Genomic DNA, 22,036 nt, shown 5'->3' on the forward strand with positions numbered 1-22,036 from the left:
GACCGGACGGGTGTGACGAGGATGTTTTTCGCACCGCCGATGGAACAACGGGTGTCAGGTTGTGGTGGTGGGGAGAACGCGGCGATGAGGTCTACAAGAACGATGGTGAATTATCGGGTGGCGCTGCGCGGCGCGGCACTCACGGTTTTGGTCACACTCACCTCCTGTTCCCTCTTACCCAGCACCCACGACGCACCCGCGGAACCGACGCTCCCCGTCGAACGGCCCGGTTCCTGGCATCCCGGCTGGTCGATCTCGCGGCCCGATTCGCTGGCCGCCGATTTCACCCAGCTGCAGCCCAATCTGCTCGGGCAGGTCGGGATGGCGATCATGCCGGTCGGCGGCGGCCGGATGACCATCTTCGGCGACTGGACCAGCGGCGTCGCCTGGTCCACCATCAAGGTGCCGCTGGCCATCGCGGCGCTGCGGCACGATCCGACCGGCGTCGTCGAATACGCGCACGAGGCGATCACCGTCTCGGATAACGATGCGGCAGAAGCGCTCTGGGAATCACTCGGCGACGGCGAAGAGGCCGCGCGGGCGGTCCAAGGGGTCCTCGACGAGGCCGGTGACGCGCTGACCAATGTGTACGGACCGAAGACCAGTCTGGACTACAACGCATTCGGCGCGACCGAATGGACACTCGCGAATCAGGTGCGCTTCGCCTCACAGCTGCCCTGCCTCCCCGAGTCCGCCACGGTGGTCGAGCTGATGGAACAGATCACGCCGGAACAGCGCTGGGGCCTCGGCACCATCGAGGGCACCGAATTCAAGGGCGGCTGGGGGCCCGACGACGAAACCGGCGTCTACACGGTCCGCCAGTTCGGCATCGTGCCGACCCGATCCGGCGGTGTCGCGGTCGCGCTTGCGGCACAGGCGGATTCGGGCACCTTCGAGGATGCGACCGCCCTGCTCGATCGGCTGGCCCGGCTGCTGTCGCGACACCTCGACGATCTCAACGGCGGTAAGTGCCAGCAGCAGCCGCGCTAGCCCGGAGTGACCAGACCTGATTCGTAGGCGAGTACGACCGCCTGCGCGCGGTCACGCAGATTCAACTTCGAAAATACCTTGGAGACATGGGTTTTCACGGTCTGCTCGGCGACGAACAGCGCGGTGGCGATCTCGGTATTGGACATGCCCTTGGCGATCAACTCCAGCACCTCGCGTTCACGCGGAGTCAGTGACGCCAGCGCGGGTGTGGGTTTGACGCGGCTCGCGGTGCGTCGGCGGGTGACATCGGCGATCAGGCGGCGGGTGACCGTCGGGGCGAGCAGAGCCTGGCCGTCGGCGACCACGCGCACCGCGCGCACCAACTCCTCGGCGGGCGCGTCCTTGAGCAGGAATCCGCTGGCGCCGATGCTCAACGCCTCGTAGACGTAATCGTCGATATCGAAGGTGGTCAGCATGAGCACCCGCACCGGCGGGTCGAAACCGGCGGCGAGGATGGCACGCGCGGCGTCGAGTCCGTTCATCTCCGGCATGCGCACATCCATCAGCACCACATCCGGGCGCAGCCGCTTGGCCTCGGCGACGGCGACCTTTCCGTCCGGCGCGTCACCGACCACGCTGATATCGGATTGGGCGGCGAGCAGGGCGCCGAAACCCTGACGCACCATGGCCTGGTCGTCGGCGATCAGAACGGTAATTGCCACCAACAGAGCCTATCCGCCTACTCAGGCCAGACAAGTTGGGTGCCACCTGCGTCGCGTTCAGGCGCACGGCAAGTTTGGGCGTACCCGACGAGATAGCCATGTCCATTCGAAATCAATTGCCCTGCGGAAATTTTCAGGAAGCAGGATGCTCAGATGTCTTCGGCGGCAGTCACCGTGGTGATCATCGCCGAGTCCAGCGCAGCGCCGGACGCCGGAGCGATCGGCAGCCGGGCCCGGACCTCGAAACCGCCGTCCGCACGCGGACCCGCCGCTACCTCGCCGCCCACCGCGAGTGCACGTGCACGCATGCCCGCGATGCCGTGACCACCGTTACCGACCGGGCGGGCCACGGTGGCGCTCAGGGCATTGCCGACGCACAGCTGCAGCGCGTCGGCGCCGATCACGATCGCTACCTGCACGGGTGCGCCCGGGGCATGCCGGGAGGCGTTGGACAGCGACTCCTGGACGATCCGGTACAGCGCGAGGCCGACCGTATCCGGGACCGGATCCAGCAGTCCGTCGACGGTCCAGTCGATGCGCACACCGGCGCGGCGGGCGCCCTCGAACAGGCCGAGCACATCGGCGGCCTTCGGTTGCGGTGCGTGTTCGGGCAGTTGACCGTCGCTGCGCAGCACACCGAGCATGCCGCGGATCTCGTTCAATGCCTCGCGGGCGGTCGCACCGATGGATTCGAATTCCGCGCGAGCGGCGGGAGTCACGCCCTCGACCCGATAGGGCGCGGTCTGGGCCTGCACCACGACGAGGGACATGTGGTGGGCTACGACATCGTGCAGGTCGCGGGCGATGCGAGCCTTCTCCTCGAGGATGGCGCGCCGGGCGCGCTCCAGTTCGTTCTCCTCCTCCTGGGCCAGCAACTGTTTGCGCGACTGCATCAGCCAGCGCACCAGCATCGCGAACAGCACGACGGCGGCGAAGGCGATCGGCCAGGCCCACGCGCCGCCGGAGATGTCACCGTCGCTGGTCATCGTGGTTGCCAGCAGCAGCGAGGTCGCACCCCAGGCGACCGCGACGATCGGGACCGCGGCGCGCAGGGCCACCGCGAACAGCAGCGCGAACAGGCACAGGATGTGCACGACCTGGATCGGGATCTCATTGTCCGGCTGATTCGGGATGGCCAGGGCGATGAGCAGGGCCGAGCCCGCTGATATCGCCCAGCCCAGCGACGGGTTGAGCCGGATCAGCAGGATAGGGAACGCGGCGAGTGCGGCGATGAACGGCTGCACCGCGACCGGTACGTCATGGGTGAGATGCAGGGTCGGCCACGCGACGGCGTAGAAGATCACCGCGAGCAGCACGGTGAACGCGTCGAACCACATCCGCGCGTTCATCCCCTTGATCCAGCTACGACGTTTTTCCCTCATGGCTACGACAGTAGGAAGCCCGAGCGGTCGGGTCCTCATACCCACGGGTGAATTCCGGTCCAGTACCGGAGTGGGAGGACTCGCGTGCGCTCCCCCGGCGGCACGGGCCGGGAAACCGCTCCGCGGCGTGAGGTGGCGTTGCGGGATGGATTCCTACAGTCGAGCACCATGAGCACACCGACCATCGATGCCGGCGCCCGAACTCAATCCATCGCACGACGCTGTGCCGCACTGACAGCGGCCGCACTGACCACCATGGCGGCCACCATCATGCTGGCGCCCGCGGCGCATGCCGTCACCGTCGAGCGGCCGGCGGAGAATGCGTCGGCCGGCGCCGCTGTGGTCGGCCTGACCTCGGGCGAGCCGGGGTCGGTCGACGTGATTCCCGCCGATTTCGCGGAGCGGTTCGGTTATCGGCCTGCTGTTGTCGATGGGCTGCTGGCCAATCCGGGTGGGGAGTGCTCGTCGCCGGTGACGTTGCCCGGCGAGTTCGAGACCGCTTGTAAGGCACATGATTTGGGGTATGACCTGCTGCGCTATGCGGACGCGCAGGGTCAGCCGCTGGGCGGGTGGGCCAGGCAGGCGCTGGATGCGACGCTGGCTGTGCATATGCACGAGGCGTGCGTGGCTCGGGAGGACGGGTTCTCGCGGGCTCGGTGCAATGCGATGGCGAGCATCGCGAATACGTTCGTCGACCTGAATTCGCGGCGACAGGACTATGGCGTGCCGGTTGTCGAATCTGCGTTCGAGGCAGAAGATTCCGGGAATAGCGGGTGGATCGTCGGTGGCGGTCTGGTCGGGCTCGGGGCGGCCGGGTTCCTGCCGTCCGTCAGGCGGCGGCTTGCCGATGCGCGGGATCGACGTCGTTCTTCGGTACGAGCTTCGAATCGCATTGGTGCTCTGGGGGTTCAGGCATGAGCACGTTGACCGCGACCAGACCGGTTTCTACCCGGAACGATGCGGGCAGCCCGAGCATTTCACCTGGACCAGGGAATAGATGGAAGACGCTCGTCACCAAAGGGTTTCGCTATGCTGTGCGGCCGCGAATTGGCACGACGCTCGGAATCGGTATCGGCACCTCGATATCCCTGGCCCCCAGCCTGCTTCCACGCACACCGAGCGCCCAGGCGATATTGACCGGGCTGCTTGCCGCAGTTGCGCTGGCCGTCGCGGGAGTTCTTCGCTTTGCGTCGCGGCACTGGGATTTCGATATCAATCGTCGAATGGATCGATTCCGCACGCTGTTGCTCGGTTCGGCCGTGCTCGCGGTCGTCGGCATGGTCGTGCAGGCAACCCACTGGCAGAACCGGTTGCGTACGGCGATGGATACGGCGTTGATCGGTCCGGATTATTGGCTGCGCTGGGCGCTCGTATCCGTAGCGATTGTGGGCGTTGTCGCCGGAGTCTTCCGCGCGACCGGATGGTTCGCCCGAAAGCTGGGTTTGGCGCGCAGTATCACGGTCGGCATGGCGGCCGTGTCGGTGCTCTACCTCGTCGGGGTACCCGCGGTTGTCGATTGGCGACGCAGTGCCTATGCCGCCACCAATGCGACGATCGACCCCTCACTGGTGCAACCGGTTTCGTATGTTCGGTCCGGGAGCGCCGAATCTGCGGTCAGCTGGCCTTCATTAGGCGCGGAGGGACGCAAGTTCGTCACCGGATCGCCCGCCGGACCGATCCGGGTGTACGTCGGACTCGACTCCGCACCCGATCTCGATTCCCGTGTGGCCCTGGCCATTCGAGAGCTGGAACGGTCCGGCGGATTCGAGCGGTCGAATATCGTACTCGCGGTGCCGACCGGGTCCGGATGGATCGATGCGAATGCGGTTCGCGGGTTCTTCGAACGCTTCGGCGGTGACGTCGCACTCGTCGGGATGCAGTATTCCTACGCCCCCAGTTGGGTGACCTTCGTCTTCGGGCGCGACGATGCGGTCGCGTATGCGCGAGCGCTGTTCGATGCCGTGGAGCGCCGCGTCGACACGCTCGACCACAAGCCCGAGCTCTACGTCTACGGGCAGAGTCTCGGCGCGCTCGGTGGGAGTTCTATATTCGCCGACGACACCGACCAGGACCGTCGGACCTGCGCGGCGCTCTGGGCGGGTCCGCCCGCCGGTCAGGTTCATCGGGCGGGCGCGACGGTATTGGCCAACAGCTCGGATCCGGTGGTGCATTGGTCGCCGTCGCTGCTGTGGCGCGCACCCGAGCTCCGCGACGTTCGAGTGGATGCCCCTGTGCCACAATGGCTTCCGGTGATCAGCTTCCTGCAGACCAGCGCGGATCTGCTCGCTGCACTGAACGCGCCGCCGGGCCACGGTCACCGCTACGGCACCGATCAGGGCACCGCCATGGGCGCGTGCTGACCCGCGACTCTCCTGCTGAGAGGCTTGATCAGCTATAGAACATGTTCTAATTTGCTAACCATGCCCTTTGTCATCGATGCCACCGTCGAAATCGACGCCCCCGCGGAACTGGTGTGGCAGGTGATCACCGACCTGCCCCGCTATGGCGAGTGGAACCCCTTCTGCATCGAATGCCGCAGCACCCTCGTCCCCGGCGAACCGATCGATATGCTGGTCGCGCTCTCCGGCTCCAGCCCGCGCCGCCAGCGCGAATGGATGGTCTCGCACACCCCGGGCACCGAACTCAGCTACTCGATGAAGCCGGTCCCCCTCGGCGCCCTGCACAGCCTGCGCTCACACCGAGTCACCGCACTCGGCCCCGACCGAACCCGCTACGAATCCCACTTCGAACTCGGCGGCTGGCTGCGCCCCCTGGTAGTAGCCGCCCTCGGCAAAAGCCTCCAACGCGGCTTCGCCGGCATGACCGAAGGCATCCAGAAGCAAGCCGAATCTCTCCGCGCCCACTGATCGCCCACCTCCCGTACCAGAATCCCAGCGCGGCTGCCGCACACCTGTCCTCGAGCGTCATCTCGCCGCCGATCTTGCGGGCGGCTTATCTTCGGGTAAGCGTGCTCGCGATCACCCAGGTCAGGGCGCGAGGTGCGCGAGCGCCGCTTCGAGGGTGGCGTCGGCATAGGAGTCGGTAAGACCGGGAAGGCCTAGGGACCAGCGGGATTGGATCGGACCGAGGAGCAGATCGGTCGCGAAGTCCGAATCGAGATCGGAGCGCAACTGTCCGGCTCGAACGGCAGCGGCCAAGCGTTCGGCGATGGCGGCACGCTGTGGGAGCAGGAGTCGCTCACGGTAGGCGCTGGCCAGTTCCTGATCCTGTTGGATCTCGATATACATCGCCCGCAGGAAGGCCTCGAAACTCGGGTCGGTGAGCTCGGCGATCGCGCCGCGGAGCAGTTCACGCAGGTCCGCGCGGATGTCGCCGGTATCGGGAAGCACGAGACCATCCGGGCCCGAATAGAGTTCGAGCATCGCGTCCAAGACGACGGCCCCCTTCGATGGCCACCAACGGTAGATCGTCTGCTTGCCGACCCCGGCGCGGGATGCGATGGCCTCGACGCTCAACTTCGCGTAGGGCAGCTCACGGATCAGTTCGGTGGCGGCGCCGAGAATCGCAGCGCGGGCACGTTCGCTGCGCCTCGCTGCGCTGGGTGTTTCGGCCATGACGAGACTGTACCAAAAACGAGACGAACCGTCTCGTCTTGACAAGACGGAATCAGATTGGCATGGTCGTCAAACGAGACGGAGCGTCTCGCGACGAAAGGATCGACAATGACCAGAACCTGGTTCATCACCGGTGCGAACCGCGGGCTGGGGCGAGCGTTCACGCTCGCCGCGCTCGCCGGTGGCGACCGCGTTGTCGCGACCGCTCGCGACCCACGATCTATGGCCGATATCGACGACGGCCGATTGACGGTGCTGCCCTTGGATGTTCGCGACCGCGACCGCGCGATCGCCACGGTGGACAAGGCATTCGCGATCGCGGGCAGCATCGATGTGATCGTGAACAACGCCGGATACGGTTTGGTCGGTGCGGTCGAGGAACTGACCGAAGCCGAGATCCGCGCCCAGATGGATACCAATTTCTATGGCGCACTGTGGGTTTCGCAGGCCGCAGTGCCGCATCTGCGCAATCAGGGCGCCGGGCATATCGTGCAGATCTCGACCGTCGGCGCGGTCGGCAGCCTGCCGCTTTTCAGCATGTACAACGCGAGCAAATGGGCGCTAGAGGGTTTCGGCGCGTCACTCGCGGATGAGTTGCGGCCCTTCGGAATTCACGTCACGCTGGCACAGCTCGGCGGTTTCGATACCGATTGGGCGAAGTCGAGCATGAAGTTCGCGACGGCGCTCCCGGCGTACAAAGAACTGCGCACCGGCATCCTGGGCATGCCGGACTCCCCGGACCCGACCGCCCCACCGCCGGAAACAGATGCCGAGCCCGAGTGGGTGGAAGCCGCCCCGGAAGTCGCTGCGGCGGAACTGATCGCGCTCGTGAATATGCCGAACCCGCCGGTGCGCAAGGTAATCGGCCCCGGCGCGCACCAAATGGTCGCGATGGCATTGGATCAGCGGCGCCAGGACTACCTCACCGACCCAGAGTTCGTCTGGCCCGCGTAAGGATGTCCTGAGCGCCCGATCCTGTCGAGTTCACGCGGAGTCCCGCATGATCGAAACCGGAATGGGCGCTCAGGTCAAAACTTCTCAGGCGACCGGACCCCGCGCGGCCTCATACGCCGCACCGACGCGATACAGCCGATCATCGGCAAGGGCGGGAGCCATGATCTGCAGACCCACCGGCATCCCGTCGTCCTTGCTCAATCCGGACGGCACCGACATCGCCGGATGTCCCGCCAGGTTCGTGGGCAGGGTGCACAGGTCGGAGAGGTACATCGCCAGCGGATCGTCGACCTTCTCACCCAGCTTCCACGGGGTGAACGGGCTGGTCGGGGAGACCAGGACGTCGACCTGCTCATAGGCCTTGTCGAAGTCGCGAGCGATCAGCGTGCGCACCTTGAGCGCCTGACCGTAGTAGGCGTCGTAGTATCCGGCCGACAGCGCGTAGGTGCCGATCATGATGCGGCGCTTGACTTCCGGGCCGAATCCGGCGGCGCGGGTCGCGGCCATGACCTGCTCCGCGCTGTGGTTGCCGTCGTCGTCGACGCGCAGTCCGTAGCGCATGGCGTCGAAGCGCGCCAGGTTCGAGGACACCTCGCTCGGCAGGATCAGATAGTACGAGGCGAGCGCGTATTCGAAGTGCGGACAAGACACTTCGACAACCTCGGCGCCCAAATCCTTCAGTACGCCGACCGCCGCATCGAAGGATGCGATGACGCCCGGCTGATAGCTGTCGGAGTGCAACTCCTTCACCACACCGACTTTCACGCCGCGCAGATCGCCGGTGGCGCCCTGGCGTGCCGCAGCGACCACCGGCGGCACCGGCACATTGCGGGAGGTGGAGTCGCGCGGGTCGTATCCGGCGACGACCTCGTGCAGCAGCGCGGTATCGAGCACCGTGCGCCCACACGGACCACCCTGATCCAGCGAAGACGCGCACGCGACCAGACCGAACCGGGAGACGGTGCCATAGGTCGGCTTGGTGCCGACGGTCGCGGTCACCGCGGCGGGCTGCCGAATCGACCCACCGGTATCGGTGCCGATCGCCAGCGGCGCCTGATGCGAAGCCAGTGCGGCCGCCGATCCACCACCCGAACCACCCGGAATCCTGGTGGTATCCCACGGATTCCGAGTCGGACCGAAGGCCGAGTTCTCGGTGGAGGAGCCCATCGCGAACTCGTCCATATTCGTCTTGCCGAGGATCGGGATGCCCGCGGCGCGCAACCGGCTGGTCAGCGTCGCGTCGTACGGTGCGACCCAGCCCTCGAGAATCTTCGAGGCACATGTGGTCGGCATATCCGTGGTCGTGAAAACATCCTTGAGCGCCAACGGAACTCCGGCCAGCGGCGAGGCGGGCGCATCGCCCGCGGCGAGCGCGGCATCCACCGCGGCGGCCGCGCGGAGCGCCTCGTTACCGGCCACGTGCAGGAATGCGTGGTACTCGCCGTCGACGGCGGCGATCCGATCCAGATGCGCCTGGGTGACCTCCACCGAGGTCACCTCGCGGCCGTGGATCTCGGCCGCCAACTCGGCGGCAGACAGCGCGGTCAGGTCGCGCCCACCCGTCGCCCGACCGCCACCCCCCACGGAATCACTACGCGATGCTGAACTCATTCGCCCTCTCCCAGGATCTGCGGAACCAGGAACCGCTGGTCCTCGACCGCGGGGGCACCCGAGAGCGCCTCGCCCGGGGTGAGGCACGGGACGACCTGATCCGGACGCGTCACATTGGTCGCCGGATTCGGCGACGCGGTCGCCGGTACATCGGCGGCGGCGACCTCGGAGATGGTCCGCACGTGACTCAGGATCGAATCCAACTGACCGGCGAACTGATCCAGTTCGGATTCGGACAGGGCGAGCCTGGACAGCCGGGCGAAGTGTGCGACCTCGTCGCGGGAGATGGCGGGCACCGCGGACCCCTTTCGGCATGATTGAGCTTGGTGAACGGCCACCGAACAGCCTAGCGACTCCCCACTCCACAACTTTCACAGGAGCCGCGCATGCAACGACACACCCCACCGGCTAGCGTGACACGCCGCTTCCGCGCGAATTCGCGCTGTGGCATCCGTCACTGGCCGCACTTCGAGTCGATAACCGGGACTTGTGGGTGTAAGTATTGCGTGACCCGGGTATTCGTTTCAGAGCCTCGGCCGCCAAGGAAAGGAACGCGCGTGTCTTACCTGCTCCGCGTGCAACTTCCGGATCGACCGGGAAGCCTCGGTGCGCTCGCGCTCGCACTGGGCTCTGTCGGCGCCGACATCCTCTCCCTCGACGTGGTCGAGCGGGGCGCGGGATTCGCGGTCGACGATCTCGTGGTCGAGGTGCCGCAGGGTGCGCTACCCGACACATTGATCACCGCCGCCGAATCGATCGGCGATGTGCACGTGGACTCCATCCGCCCGTACTCCGGTGTACTTGACACCCATCGCGAACTCGAGCTGATCGATCAGGTCGCGAGTGCGCGCGACGATCGGCTACAGGTGCTCGTCGACGGAGTGCCGCGAGTGCTGCGCGTCGGCTGGAGCACCATCATCGATATGGGGCCGCAGGGCGCCCACCGCGTCGTCGGCAGCCAGAGTGCGCCGCAGACGCAGGCGGGTTCGGCGCCGTGGATGCCGTTGGAGAAGCCCGCCGTCCTGGATCCCGAGGGCGACTGGGTGCCGCAGATCTGGCGCGATATGGATACGAAGCTGGCCGCGGCGCCGCTCGGAAATACCGGCAAGGTGCTGCTGCTCGGACGCCCCGGTGGGCCCGACTTCCGCCCGTCCGAGGTGGCGCGGCTCGGTTACCTCGCGGGGATCGTCGCGACCGTACTGGGCTGAGGACGCCCGAATTTCTGACCGCGCCGGTTGCCGTTCGGCCGATACCGGTCGGCGCTGTCGGATAATCAGGCTGGGAGATCCAGTCGTAGCACTGACAGCCACTCACCCGCATCGGTCTTCCAATCCCGTTCCGGCGCAGGGACGAAACCGAATCGGTCATAGATCCGCCGCGCGTCGACCATGGCGGGCATCGTGGTAAGCACCACGGCGGCAAAGGATTCGGCCTGTGCGGTCTCGATGACGGTGCGCACCAACGCCGTTCCCGCACCGAGCCCCCGCGCCGACTTCGACACGGCGAGCATCCGGAATTCCAACTCCCCCGGTCGGGCAATCTCGGCGTATGGCGTTCCCGGCCGAGCCACCGCCAGCGAACCGACCACCCGATCGTCGTGCACCGCGACCAGCACCTGCGCCGCACCCGCGCGATGGGTGATATCGGCGAGTTCGGTGACATACGGGCTGCCGGGACGCACGAAGCCCTCGCCGACATAGACCTCGACCGTCAGGTCACCGACGGCGTCGTATTCGTCCGGGCGAGCGTCGCGAACGACAACCTGGGAGTCCTGCACATCCATACCGGCATACTCCCACCGCTCGAGCGGCCACTCCCAAACAACCCGGTCGGTCGACCGGACTCGCCGCGGAGGCCGTTCGACTCGATGCAGGACCACCGCGGAGACACGTCCCCGACCGACGAGACTCGCCACGCAGGCCCGCCGACCCGACACAGGACCACCGCCGCGACACGACCCCGACCGACGAGACTCGCCACGCAGGTCCGCGGCCGAGACACATCAGTCGGGCCGCCACGCAGTGGCATGTCGTAGACCGCAGGCACGGACTCAGGTCACCCGGCTGCGCTCCGGCACATGACAGCCAGCGGAGGATGGACGTGTCACTGACCCCGCTGTGCGCGACGACATCGACGTCGGTCAGGAACCGAGCCCCGGACGCGCGCCCGGGTGCGAGATCTGCCAGCGTTCCGGTTTGCCGGATGGGTAGACCACCGGGATCAGATCCCCGATGGCAGGCCAGTTGTTCACGTCCCACACCAGGCGGCCGTACACCACGGTGCCGGGCACCGACGGGCCGGTCAGATTGCCGGTAATGGTCACGTACTGCTCGCCGGTCGCGTCGGGCCGCGGACTCACCCCGGTGACGTACAGCGTCCCCGACTCCGGATTCGACAGCCGGAAACCATTGCGCCCACGCAGGTAGAGCATGACCATCGCCACCACCGCGCCGACCATGATCACCAGCATCGCGAACTGCACCATGGCACCCATGCTATTGGTCCGGGCAGGCAAGTCGGGGCGCTGCTCGTGCCGCGTCCAGATAGCTCCTGCCGTATCGGGCATTGGTTCGAGGGTCCGTCGAACGCAGTCGAATGGTGGTCGCCCACGCCGCATTGACTGCCAAATGACTACGCTCGGCGAGCAGCCGGAGCGGGTGGCGCAGCAAGATCTGGACGAGGCACTAGATGCCGCGGCAACCGACGCCAGCGCAGCACGCTCACCAATACCGCGGACCGCACCAGGCCACCAATGCTCGGTCCGGGCACCTAGACCGCAGCAGTGCTCGGAACCGCAGCACCGGACGCGCACCGGCGGCGACCGATGGCCTCATGTGACCGATGCAGCTGACTACAGCGAGGCGAGTTCGCTGGTGCCGTGATCGGTGCGGCGGATCTGCCAGACCGCGGTGCGGGTGCGCTGGGAGCGACCGTTCGCGCGATCGATCAGCGACCGATTGTTCGTGGTGAAGATCAGTTGGGCGCCACGGGAATTGGTCTCCGGATTCTGGAAGAGCTGGATCAGCCGATCGGTCTCCTCGACCGGCAGGTGCGCGCCGATATCGTCGATCGCGAGCACCCGGCCGGAGTCCAGTGCGTCGAGCATGGTCGGGAGCAAACGCAGCATCGAGAGGGTTGCGGCGGATTCGTCGGTGATGTCGAAGGCGGAGTCGATGCCGGCGTGCACCAGTCCGAGGCCGACGCCGCGACGCTCGACCATCCGGGTGTAGAGGGCATCGCGCGCGGCCTTCAGATTGCTCAGCTCGCGTTCGAGCATGACCTCGGTGATGCCGTTCTCCCGCAGCAACTGGTCAGCATGCGCCGGTGAGGTCGCACACAACTCCACCTGTTTGCCGGTCCCCGCGATATCGGCGTCGAGTTCGCGCAGATAGTCTGCGTACATCGGGTCCGGCTCGGCGATCAGCAGATCGGTAATGCCGAGTTCGGCGGTGCGCAGCAGCATGAGCAGCCGCACCGCATGGTCCGGTGCCGCGGACAGATGACTGCCGAGCCGATGCGCGACCGCCGTCGCATCCGTCGCGCCGTGCTGCACCTCGAGCATCGCGGAGAACCACCGATACGCGGGCACCAGCGCCTCGGCATACATCTGCCCGGCGAGACTGAGCAGCAACGCATTCGGCCGCACCAGCGGCAACAATGCGGCGATACCGTAGCGGGCGGCCTCGAACATCGGACCGATCTTGATCTGTTCACCATTGCGCTCGAACACAATTCGCTTGCGCGAGCGCGGATGCGTATAGAGCCATTCGGCCGTCACATCCGCGTTGTCCAGGCGGAACCCATAGGTGTACGGCACACCCTCCGCGACGAAGCTCGCCACGAATTCCGAAGGGCGATCCGGGAATCCGCGGTGCGGTACGCGCACCGGTCCCGCGTAGGGATCCCAGCCGGTCACCGAATGCAACACCGCATCGCGCATCTGCCCCAGCGCATCGATCAGGCTCGTCTTGCCCGCGGCACTCGCACCGTGCACCGCCGTCACCGGCACCGCGACCGGTCCGCTCCCCCGGCTCAAACGCAAGTCCTGCCGTTCGGCCAGCGATCTGTGATTCGTCACCTGAAAACTGCGCAGCATCCCGCCATCCTGTCGGTTCGCCCGGCGCACCGCGACACCGCACCCGCTTCACAGGCCTGGACAGACGTCGCTCAGCAGGCTTCCGCCGGACAAATGCGCACGTCACGCGTTATCATGCAGGCGCCGCGGCTACCCGCTGGCATCTGCCGGAAATGTATTGATGAGGGATTCAACGATGGAACTGACGATTAGTCGTCTAGTGGCCCGCAGCTCCGTCGCGGCCGCGCTCGCACTCGGCCCGCTGGTCGTGCTCGGACCGCCGCAAGCTGCCGCCGAGGCACCCTGTCCGGACGGCACCGCCCGGATCTTCTTCCACGACGAGACCAACACCTGCCAGAGTGGCGGCACCTACAGCTTCGACGGCTCGCCCGCGCTCGTGAAGGTGTGCTCGGTGGGCAAGGTCCAGGTCATCGTCGACACCACCATCCAGAAGAGCCGGACCAAGACCAGGAACGCGCATCTCGATCTCAGCAACGGTAAGTGCGGGCGGATCGAGGTCGGTGGCCAGCTCGACTCCACCGTGAGCATCAGCCCCTCCTAGCGCCGGGGCCGAATAGCAACGCACTGTCACCGAACTCGTGCCAGAGATATCCGGTATCGAGTGCGGTTGCATACGCCTCGTGGACGCCGGCCTCGCCCGCGACCGCAACGAGTAGCTCCAGATGCGATGCGCCGGGTGCGTGCCAGCCGGTAATGATGCCATCGACCACCCGGGCGGGGTGTTGCGGACCGAGGACCAGTTCGGTCCACCCCCGGGCCGGATGCACGATTCCGTTGTGATCGGCGGTGGTCTCCAATGCTCGCGTCACCGTGGTGCCTACCGCGATGATGCGGCCACCCGCCGCCTTGGTGTCGTTCACCAGACGTGCGGTCGACGCCGGCACCGCGAACCGCTCCGGGCTCGGAGGTTCGCCCCCCTCGGGTGAGGAGACCCCGGTGTGCAGGGTGATCGGCGCGATCGCGACGCCTGAAGTCACCAGATCGAGCACCAGCCTTTGCGTGAACGGCCGTGCCGCACTCGGCATTTCGGCACTGCCCGGGATCCGACCGAAGACGGTCGTGTAGTACGAAGGCGACCAGCGTTGTGGCACATACGAGTAGGTGATCGGATAGCCGTGGGTCGCCAGCAGCCAGGTGGGATCGGCGCTGAGTTCAGCGATCCAGAGTCGGCGGGCACCCGGCAGCCAGGGTTCACGCAGGGTGGCGGTGGCACCCTGCGGCAGCTGAATCTCGTTGCCCGGGTGTAGGTCACGTGGATAGGGCGTGCGTTCGCGGGTGCGCACCTCCACGACCCACAGTCCGTCGCAACCGCCGAAGGTGTCCGGTGGCCCGCTCGCCCCGTCGACGGGCGCGTTGAGCCAGGTGGACAAATGCAGCGTGACCGGCAAGCCGTCTAGGGTGCCGTCGACCGCCGCGGCCAGTGTCGCCGAATTGTTCACCACCACAAGGTCACCAGCGTGCAAATGCTGTGGCAGTTCACGGAAGGTGTTGTGGGTGAGGCGATCCGCCGCCACCAGCATCCGTACCTCGTCGCGAGCCAGTCCGCGCGCCTCCGGCGGAGCGGCGGCATTGCGCTCGGGTGGCAGAACATCGGGCCATTCATTCAACGCGGTTGTCATCTACCGACCCCCGCGGCGAAATCGGCGGCGGTATAACGGTCGTTCTTGGGTCGCTGCTCGATCAAGCGCAGCAGCGCGGGCACGACGGTCTCGGGCTCGGGACGATCGGAGATATCATCGCCGGGAAATGCCGCCTGATGCATTTCGGTGCGCATATCGCCGGGATCGAAGGAGTAGATCGACAGCTCCGGATGTTCGGCGGACAGGATGGCGGTGAGTTGATCCAGGGCAGCCTTCGACGAGCCGTAGCCGCCCCAGTCCGGGTATGGTTCGACGCCCGCATCGGAGCTGATATTCACCGCGACACCATCCGGATCGAGCAGTGGCAGCGCGAACTGCAGAACCGCGAGCGGGGCAATGACATTGGTCCGATACACCAGCTCGAGCTGATCGAGCGGATAGTTCGCCAGTCGCGGCATCGGACTGGGCCCGAGCCTGCTCGCATTGTTCACGAGCAGGTCGAGATGTCCGAATTCGCCCGCGACCTCGGCCAGCTCGGCGCGGTGCGCCGGATCGGTGATATCGCCCGGCACCGCGAAAAAGGCTTCGCCGAGTTCGGCCCTCGCCCGGGCCAGCCGGTCGCCCCGGCGGGCGGTGCCGATCACTCGCCAGCCGCGCCCGATGAGCGAACGCGCGAGAGCCAGACCGAATCCCGCCGAAGCACCGGTGATCAGAGCGGTAGAGCGGTGAGTCATATCGAATCTCCTGATAGTTACCTACCAGTCGATCGTCATACCTGAAGCCAGGTTCAGGTCAAGGAGTATTCGCCGACGGCATATCTACTCCTCGGCTTCGGCGTCCTCCGCGGCCGTCTCCGGCGTGACCGCCGCCGGACCCTGCTCGAGCAGCTTGCGGAATCCGTCCTCGTCGAGGATCGGCACACCGAGTTCCTCCGCCTTGTCGGCCTTGGAGCCCGGCGAATCACCGATCACCACGAATGCCGTCTTCTTCGAGACCGAACCCGCGGCCTTACCGCCGCGCACCAGGATCGCCTCCTTGGCGCCGTCGCGGGAAAACCCTTCCAACGACCCGGTTACCACGATCGATAGACCCTCGAGGGTGCGCTCGATGGACTCGTCGCGCTCATCGGCCATCCGCACGCCCGCGGCACGCCACTTGTCGACGATCGCGCGATGCCAATCGACGGTGAACCATTCGGCGACCGCGGCGGCAATGGTCGGGCCGACACCGTCGGCGGCGGCCAGTTTCTCGACCGCGGCATCCTGGATCCGATCGAGACTGCCGAATTCCCTGGCCAGCACCCGCGCCGCAGTAGGCCCGACATGCCGGATGGACAACCCGACCAGCACCCGCCACAGCGGCCGATTCTTGGCGGTCTGCAAGTTCTCCAGCAGTCGCTTGCCGTTGGCGGACAGGCCGCCGTCCTTGTTGGCGAACAGCGTGGTGGTGAGCAGTCGGGCCTCGTCGAGGTCGAACAGATCGCCCTCGTCGGTGATCGCGCTCGACTTCAGCAGATCATTGGCGGCTTCGTAGCCCAGCGATTCGATATCGAACGCACCGCGACCGGCCACATGGAACACCCGCTCGCGCAGTTGCGCCGGGCAGAACTGTTGGTTGGGACAGCGGATATCGGCGTCGCCCTCCTTCTGCGGTGCCAGCTCGGTGCCGCATTCCGGACAGTGCGTCGGCATGACGAATTCGCGCTCGTCGCCGGTGCGTGCGTCGACCACCGGGCCGAGCACCTCCGGAATCACGTCACCGGCCTTGCGGATGGTGACGGTGTCACCGATGAGCACGCCCTTGCGCTTGACCTCGGATGCATTGTGCAGGGTGGCCATGGCGACCGTGGAGCCCGCGATGGAGATCGGTTCCATCACCGCGAACGGGGTGACCCGGCCGGTGCGCCCGACGTTCACCTCGATATTCAGCAGTTTGGTTGTGGCCTCTTCGGGCGGGTACTTGTAGGCGATCGCCCAGCGCGGGGCGCGCGAGGTCGAGCCGAGCCTGCGCTGCAGCGCCATCTCGTCGACCTTGATCACCTGTCCGTCGATTTCGTGCTCGATATCGTGACGGTGCTCGCCCCAATAGTTGACGCGCTCGATCACCGCATCGATGCCCTGCACCAGTTTGGTGTGCTCGGAGACCGGCAGACCCCATGCGGCAAGTGCGCGGTAGGCCTCGTGCTGTGAGGTCGGGGTGTAGCCCTCGATGCGTCCGAAACCGTGGCAGATCATCCGCAGCCGCCGCCGCGCGGTGACCGCCGGATCCTTCTGGCGCAGCGAACCCGCCGCGGTATTGCGCGGATTCGCATACGGCGGTTTGCCCTCGGCCACGATCGCCGCGTTGAGGGTCTCGAAATCCTCCAGCCGGAAGTAGACCTCGCCGCGCACCTCGAGCAGCTCCGGGATCGGGAACTCCGCGGTCGCGGTCAGCTCGCCCGGAATGTCCTCGATGGTGCGCGCGTTGAGCGTGACGTCCTCACCGGTGCGGCCGTCGCCGCGGGTCGCGCCGCGCACCAGCCGCCCCTTCTCGTACACCAGGTTCAGCGCGACACCATCGATCTTCACCTCGCACAGATAGTGCAGATTCGACCCGGTCTCGGCCTCGACCCGGCCGGCCCAGGTGCGCAGCTCGTCGAAGTCGAAGACATTGTCCAGCGACAGCATTCGCTCGAGGTGGTCCACGGCGGTGAAATCCGTCGCGAATCCGCCGCCGACCAGCTGGGTCGGCGAATCGGGCGTGCGCAGATCCGGATGTGCGTCCTCGAGCGCCTGCAGTTGCCGCAGCAGCTTGTCGAACTCACCGTCGGAGATGATGGGCGCGTCCCGCACGTAATACCGGAACTGGTGCTCCCGAACCTCGTCCGCAAGCCGCTGCCACTCCACCCGCTGCTCCGCCGTTGCCGGCTCAACCGCAATGTCGCTGTCACTCACCCAACGCACATTAGTCGAGCCCACCGACAAGTCACCGCCACATTCCCGCACGTCGCGGCGGACTATCAGGGCAGCGGATCCTGTCCGAGGTGACGTTGCCCGTCGATAGCGCCCGCCCGCACCGCCGCGAATCCGTAGCCGATCATCTCCGTCTCGTACGGGCCTGCCACCGCCCCTCTGCTGCGGCGGCGGCACGACAAACTCGACTGGCGCGACGCCGAGGTAGGTGCGCTCCGGACCGGTGATCGCGGTGAAGACGCCGAACATATTGTCGTCGAACAGATCCCGTGTGCGGTCGGTGAGCGGCACCGCGCCGTACAGCTGGCGCACCCCGGTGTCGACGATCCGCGCATACACCCGCACCAGATGTGGCGGCAGCAACCGAGCCAGGGCATCCCTGCCGTGGCTTGTCGATACGGAGCCGATAGCCCTGTCGACGGGCGGTCCGCGCCGAATCGCGGTACCTGGTGTCAGGAGAAGTCGAGAGACTCCGGCTCTTCGGCGTAGGCGCGGGCTACTTCGGTGGAGAGCCGGAGGGCTCGGCGGGCCCATTCGAGTGGGGCATCGGCCAGGCCGCAGGCGGGGGCGACCAGGATCTGGGTCGCCAGGACAGTGCGGCGCAGGCCGAGGCGGTCGATGAGGCGGACGCCGGGTTCGGCGATATCACGCCAGGTCGGAGGTTTGCCGGGCGGCGTGGTCGGAACGAGGCCGAGAGCAAGTTGCTTTCCCGCGTCGAGGGTTTCGCCGATATCGTCGAGTGCACGGGTGGTAATGGTGTCCATGTCGAAGCCGATGGCGGTGGCCGCGCTGCTGCGGAGGAAGGATAGGGCGGGCTCGTCGGCGCAGGTGTGGACCAGGACCGGGACGGCCTGGGCGGTGATGACCGCGTCCAGCACCGCGAGTGCCTCCGGTTCGGGGACCGCGCGCACCGTGTTGAGCACGCTGACGCCGCGGAGGAAGCCGTTCAGCACATCGGTCAGTGATGGTTCATCCAGTTGCAGAACGACTTCCGCGCCGAGACGTTTGCGCACCTCGTCCACGTGCTGGGCGAGACCTTCGGCCAGGGATTCCGAAAGATCGCGCACCGCACCGGAATCGGTGAGGACCCGGTGTCCGACGGGGAGTTCGAGTTGGGCCGCGAGGGTCAGCGGTCCGGTGGCCTGTAGTTTGACCGTGCCTACCGAACCCGTTGTCGCCCATGCCTCTTCGAGTGCGTCCAGATCCGACCTGAGCAGATCGCGCGCCCGCCGCGAGACGGCGCCGGGCCGGGCTGCCAGCCGATACCCCCGCGTGGTGGTGTCGAATCGCATATCCACCAGAAGTGCAGAGACGCGGCCGATCATGTCCGAACCCACACCGCGCCCGGGCAATTCGACCAGATGCGGCAGATCCGGCAACTCACCGATAATGGTGGCCGCGGCCTCCCGCGGATCCGTACCCGGCCACGATCCGACACCAGTTGCGATCCCGCCGCGAATCCGCACCGGTTCCTGAGCCTCGATTTCGCCCGCTTCCTTGGCAATTTCGCTCACGACTGCGCCTCGCCGACGCTCGGCTCCGTCGTGCGCAATCGCGCACTGTACCGATGGCTCACTCGCTGACGCTCGCTCACTGCGTTGCCCCTATGCGGGGTATGCACCCCATTTGTGTGGTGGATCCCGGTCTGCGCCGGGACGAAGCGATCTCGATTGCCACGCCGCTCGATGTCGGCGTCACTCACTGCCTTGTGCTCGCGCCCGCGCTGCTCACAGAATCCGACGCATCGCGCGCGGTACCGGTGATGGTGCCGCTGCCGATCACCTGATCTCCCAACGTATCCGGGCGATACAGCACGACGGCCTGGCCGCGGGCCACACCGGTCAGCGGCTCGCGCAGGCGCACGATCAGCCCGTCGTCGACGGCCTCGGCCACGGCTGGTGCGGTACCGCCGTGCGCGCGCACCTGCGCCACGCACTCGATCGGACCCTCCGGCATGGCACCGGACGTCCAGATGGCACGGTCGGCCTGGATGGTCCACACCTGCAGTTCCTCGGCCGAACCGACGCGGACGGTGCCGGAGTCGGGATCGATCTCGGTGACATAGCGCGGCTTACCATCGGCGGCCGGACCTGAGAGCCCGAGCCCCTTGCGCTGACCGATCGTGAACCCGTGCACGCCTTCGTGATTCGCGAGCACCTGCCCGTCGGCGTCGACAACCGCACCCGGCCGAATGCCGATCTTCGCGCCGAGGAAGGCCCTGGTGTCACCGGACGGGATGAAGCAGATGTCATGGCTGTCGGGCTTATTCGCCACCGCGAGCCCGCGCTCGGCCGCCTCGGCGCGGATGTGCGGCTTAGCGGTGTCCCCCACCGGGAACATGGCCCGCGCCAGCTGCTGCGCGGTCAGCACCGCGAGCACATAGGACTGGTCCTTGTCGGCATCGACGGCACGGCGCAGCACACCGTCCTCGAGCCGGGCGTAATGGCCGGTGACCACGGCGTCGAAGCCGAGGGCCACCGCACGGTCGGCGAGGGCGGAGAACTTGATCTTCTCATTGCAGCGCAGGCACGGATTCGGGGTTTCACCCGCGGCGTAGGCGGCGACGAAATCGTCGATCACGTCTTCCTTGAAGCGGTCCGCGAAATCCCAGACATAGAAGGGGATTCCGAGCACATCGGCGGCCCGCCGGGCATCGCCCGCATCCTCCTTCGAGCAGCAACCGCGCGAACCGGTGCGCAGGGTACCCGGTGTCGCGGACAGCGCCAGATGTACGCCGACCACCTCGTGACCAGCGTCGACGGCACGTGCCGCCGCCACGGCCGAATCCACACCACCACTCATCGCGGCGAGTACCCGCATCAGACACCTCCCTTCGCACCGGCCAGACCCGCGGCCATGGCCCTTTCCACAATCTGGGGCAAGACATTCAGCACCGCGTCCACATCGGCGCGAGTCGAGGTGTGCCCCAACGAAAAGCGCAGTGAACCGCGGGCCTGCCACGGCTGCACGCCCATCGCGATCAACACGTGACTCGGGGTGGCCACACCCGCATTGCAGGCCGACCCGGTAGAGCATTCGATCCCCGCCGCGTCCAGCAGCATCAGCAGCGAATCACCTTCGCAGCCGGGGAAAGTGAAGTGCACATTGCCCGGCAACCGACGCACACCATCCGGACCGCTCAGCACCGCATCCGGGACCGCATCGCGGATGCCCTTGATCAACGCGTCCCGCAGCGCGATCAATTCCATTGTGCGCGTCGGCAACTCGGTCACCGTGTGGTTCAGTGCGGTGGCGAGTCCGACGGCCGCGGCAGTATCCGAAGTCCCGGAACGCAGATCGCGCTCATGCCCGCCGCCGTGCAAGAGCGGCACACACGGCACCTGCCTGCCGAGCAGCAGCACGCCGACACCATGCGGCCCGCCGACCTTGTGCCCGGCGAAACTCGCCGCCGAAAGCCCACTCGCCGCGAAATCGATCGGCAGCTGCGCGGCGGCCTGGATCGCGTCACTGTGCATGGGTACGCCGAATTCCTGTGCCACCGCGGCCAATTCGATGATCGGCGCAATGGTGCCGACCTCGTTGTTGGCCCACATGATGGTCACCAGCGCGACCTCGTCGACATGTTCGGCCAGCGCCGCGCGCAGCACCCGCAGCGACACCACACCGTCGGAGTCGACCGGCAGCCAGGTCACCTGCGCGCCCTCGTGCTGCTCCAGCCACTCGACGGCATCGATGACGGCGTGATGTTCGGTCGAACCCGCGATAATCCTGGTCCGGCGCGGTTCGGCATCATGGCGGGCCCAGTAGATGCCCTTGATCGCCAGATTGTCGCTCTCGGTCCCGCCGGAGGTGAAAATCACCTCCGATGGCCGGGCGCCCAGATCGGCGGCGATCGACTCGCGTGCCTCCTCCAGCATCCGCCGGGCCGCACGTCCCGAACCGTGCAGTGACGAGGCATTGCCCGCCATCCCGAGGGCAGCCGTCATCGCCTCGATCGCGGCAGGCACCATCGGAGTGGTCGCCGCATGATCGAGGTAGACCGTCTGGGGCGCCCCGTGGACCGGACCCGCAAAAGCCGACTTCATGACCGTCAAAGCCTATCCCACCGTTGACCTGCACATCTTCGGGGTATCCCGCCGCTTTCGCCGATTTGTCCGCGACTCACCCATGATGCGCAACCCGATGACCACCTTCCGGTATTCCCCGCCCCGGCGCGTCCTCGATGGTCAGCGCCTGGTCCCACGGCAAATCCGAGCGAGGGGATTCGCTTCCTG

21 protein-coding genes are annotated in these 22,036 nt (G+C 66.7%); 7 read left to right on the forward strand and 14 right to left on the reverse strand.

What is annotated here, in order from left to right; all coding sequences use genetic code 11:
• Positions 1–84: 84 nt before the first annotated feature.
• Positions 85–990 (forward strand): hypothetical protein, encoded by a 906-nt coding sequence (locus tag OIE68_RS22255; protein ID WP_327101274.1) that lies wholly within the window; start codon positions 85–87, stop codon positions 988–990.
• Here OIE68_RS22255 and OIE68_RS22260 read toward each other — a convergent pair.
• Complete coding sequence (locus OIE68_RS22260; RefSeq protein WP_327101275.1) at positions 987–1,652, reverse strand: response regulator transcription factor; 666 nt, start codon at positions 1,650–1,652, stop codon at positions 987–989. The two genes, OIE68_RS22255 and OIE68_RS22260, sit on opposite strands and share 4 nt — an antisense overlap.
• Before the next feature lie 149 nt (positions 1,653–1,801).
• Positions 1,802–3,034: a sensor histidine kinase gene (locus tag OIE68_RS22265; RefSeq protein WP_419150731.1), complete on the reverse strand. Its 1,233-nt coding sequence runs from the start codon at positions 3,032–3,034 to the stop codon at positions 1,802–1,804.
• Between the two features lie 168 nt (positions 3,035–3,202).
• On the opposite strand from OIE68_RS22265, the gene OIE68_RS22270 reads away from it, so the two are divergent.
• From OIE68_RS22270 to OIE68_RS22280, 3 genes are all read left to right on the forward strand, one after another.
• Positions 3,203–3,952: a hypothetical protein gene (locus OIE68_RS22270; protein WP_327101276.1), complete on the forward strand. Its 750-nt coding sequence runs from the start codon at positions 3,203–3,205 to the stop codon at positions 3,950–3,952.
• Positions 3,953–4,068: 116 nt separating this feature from the next.
• Positions 4,069–5,394, forward strand: a complete 1,326-nt coding sequence (locus OIE68_RS22275; RefSeq protein WP_327101277.1) for an alpha/beta-hydrolase family protein — start codon at positions 4,069–4,071, stop codon at positions 5,392–5,394.
• Positions 5,395–5,454: 60 nt separating this feature from the next.
• Entirely contained in the window at positions 5,455–5,901 is a 447-nt protein-coding gene (locus OIE68_RS22280; RefSeq protein ID WP_327101278.1) for an SRPBCC domain-containing protein, read from the forward strand.
• A 120-nt stretch (positions 5,902–6,021) separates the two neighbouring features.
• Here OIE68_RS22280 and OIE68_RS22285 read toward each other — a convergent pair whose 3' ends face one another.
• Positions 6,022–6,609 carry a TetR/AcrR family transcriptional regulator gene (locus tag OIE68_RS22285; RefSeq protein WP_327101279.1) on the reverse strand — a complete coding sequence of 196 codons (588 nt, stop codon included), beginning with the start codon at positions 6,607–6,609 and terminating at the stop codon, positions 6,022–6,024.
• A gap of 108 nt (positions 6,610–6,717) precedes the next feature.
• Between OIE68_RS22285 and OIE68_RS22290 the strand changes: the two genes are divergently transcribed.
• Positions 6,718–7,563, forward strand: coding sequence for an SDR family NAD(P)-dependent oxidoreductase (locus OIE68_RS22290; RefSeq protein ID WP_327101280.1), 846 nt, complete (start codon positions 6,718–6,720; stop codon positions 7,561–7,563).
• Positions 7,564–7,647: 84 nt separating this feature from the next.
• Here the strand turns inward: OIE68_RS22290 and gatA are convergent, their stop codons facing one another.
• Both gatA and gatC read right to left on the reverse strand, forming a co-directional pair.
• Entirely contained in the window at positions 7,648–9,174 is a 1,527-nt protein-coding gene (gatA, locus tag OIE68_RS22295; protein ID WP_327101281.1) for an Asp-tRNA(Asn)/Glu-tRNA(Gln) amidotransferase subunit GatA, read from the reverse strand.
• The gene (gatC, locus tag OIE68_RS22300) at positions 9,171–9,470 is read right to left on the reverse strand and encodes an Asp-tRNA(Asn)/Glu-tRNA(Gln) amidotransferase subunit GatC (RefSeq protein WP_327101282.1); all 300 of its coding nucleotides are present in this window, start codon (positions 9,468–9,470) and stop codon (positions 9,171–9,173) included. The genes gatA and gatC overlap by 4 nt, the downstream gene beginning before the upstream one ends.
• A 261-nt stretch (positions 9,471–9,731) precedes the next feature.
• Here gatC and OIE68_RS22305 point away from each other — a divergent pair, with 261 nt between their 5' ends.
• On the forward strand, positions 9,732–10,382 hold the full coding sequence (locus OIE68_RS22305) for an amino acid-binding protein (RefSeq protein WP_327101283.1): 651 nt from the start codon (positions 9,732–9,734) through the stop codon (positions 10,380–10,382).
• Between the two features lie 65 nt (positions 10,383–10,447).
• On the opposite strand, the gene OIE68_RS22310 is transcribed toward OIE68_RS22305, so the two are convergent.
• The 3 genes from OIE68_RS22310 to OIE68_RS22320 form a co-directional block, all read right to left on the reverse strand.
• Positions 10,448–10,957 (reverse strand): GNAT family N-acetyltransferase, encoded by a 510-nt coding sequence (locus OIE68_RS22310; protein WP_327101284.1) that lies wholly within the window; start codon positions 10,955–10,957, stop codon positions 10,448–10,450.
• 357 nt (positions 10,958–11,314) lie between these two features.
• Positions 11,315–11,659, reverse strand: a complete 345-nt coding sequence (locus tag OIE68_RS22315) for a hypothetical protein (RefSeq protein ID WP_327101285.1) — start codon at positions 11,657–11,659, stop codon at positions 11,315–11,317.
• A 366-nt stretch (positions 11,660–12,025) separates the two neighbouring features.
• Positions 12,026–13,270 carry an ATP-binding protein gene (locus OIE68_RS22320; protein ID WP_327101286.1) on the reverse strand — a complete coding sequence of 415 codons (1,245 nt, stop codon included), beginning with the start codon at positions 13,268–13,270 and terminating at the stop codon, positions 12,026–12,028.
• Positions 13,271–13,445: 175 nt separating this feature from the next.
• Here OIE68_RS22320 and OIE68_RS22325 point away from each other — a divergent pair, with 175 nt between their 5' ends.
• Complete coding sequence (locus OIE68_RS22325) at positions 13,446–13,811, forward strand: hypothetical protein (RefSeq protein ID WP_040693724.1); 366 nt, start codon at positions 13,446–13,448, stop codon at positions 13,809–13,811.
• On the opposite strand, the gene OIE68_RS22330 is transcribed toward OIE68_RS22325, so the two are convergent.
• The 6 genes from OIE68_RS22330 to OIE68_RS22355 form a co-directional block, all read right to left on the reverse strand.
• Complete coding sequence (locus OIE68_RS22330; RefSeq protein WP_327101287.1) at positions 13,798–14,889, reverse strand: S-adenosylmethionine:tRNA ribosyltransferase-isomerase; 1,092 nt, start codon at positions 14,887–14,889, stop codon at positions 13,798–13,800. The two genes, OIE68_RS22325 and OIE68_RS22330, sit on opposite strands and share 14 nt — an antisense overlap.
• Positions 14,886–15,584, reverse strand: a complete 699-nt coding sequence (locus tag OIE68_RS22335; RefSeq protein ID WP_327101288.1) for an SDR family oxidoreductase — start codon at positions 15,582–15,584, stop codon at positions 14,886–14,888. The genes OIE68_RS22330 and OIE68_RS22335 overlap by 4 nt, the downstream gene beginning before the upstream one ends.
• An 84-nt stretch (positions 15,585–15,668) precedes the next feature.
• Complete coding sequence (gene ligA, locus OIE68_RS22340) at positions 15,669–17,768, reverse strand: NAD-dependent DNA ligase LigA (RefSeq protein ID WP_419150783.1); 2,100 nt, start codon at positions 17,766–17,768, stop codon at positions 15,669–15,671.
• A gap of 485 nt (positions 17,769–18,253) precedes the next feature.
• The gene (locus OIE68_RS22345; RefSeq protein WP_327101756.1) at positions 18,254–19,306 is read right to left on the reverse strand and encodes a methionine synthase; all 1,053 of its coding nucleotides are present in this window, start codon (positions 19,304–19,306) and stop codon (positions 18,254–18,256) included.
• Positions 19,307–19,499: 193 nt separating this feature from the next.
• Complete coding sequence (mnmA, locus tag OIE68_RS22350) at positions 19,500–20,621, reverse strand: tRNA 2-thiouridine(34) synthase MnmA (protein ID WP_327101289.1); 1,122 nt, start codon at positions 20,619–20,621, stop codon at positions 19,500–19,502.
• Complete coding sequence (locus OIE68_RS22355) at positions 20,621–21,847, reverse strand: cysteine desulfurase family protein (protein WP_327101290.1); 1,227 nt, start codon at positions 21,845–21,847, stop codon at positions 20,621–20,623. Before OIE68_RS22355 ends, mnmA begins: the two co-directional genes overlap by 1 nt.
• Positions 21,848–22,036 lie beyond the last annotated feature (189 nt).

Origin of the sequence: Nocardia vinacea, from assembly GCF_035920345.1 — a bacterium.
In the GTDB taxonomy this organism is placed as follows: domain Bacteria; phylum Actinomycetota; class Actinomycetes; order Mycobacteriales; family Mycobacteriaceae; genus Nocardia; species Nocardia vinacea_A.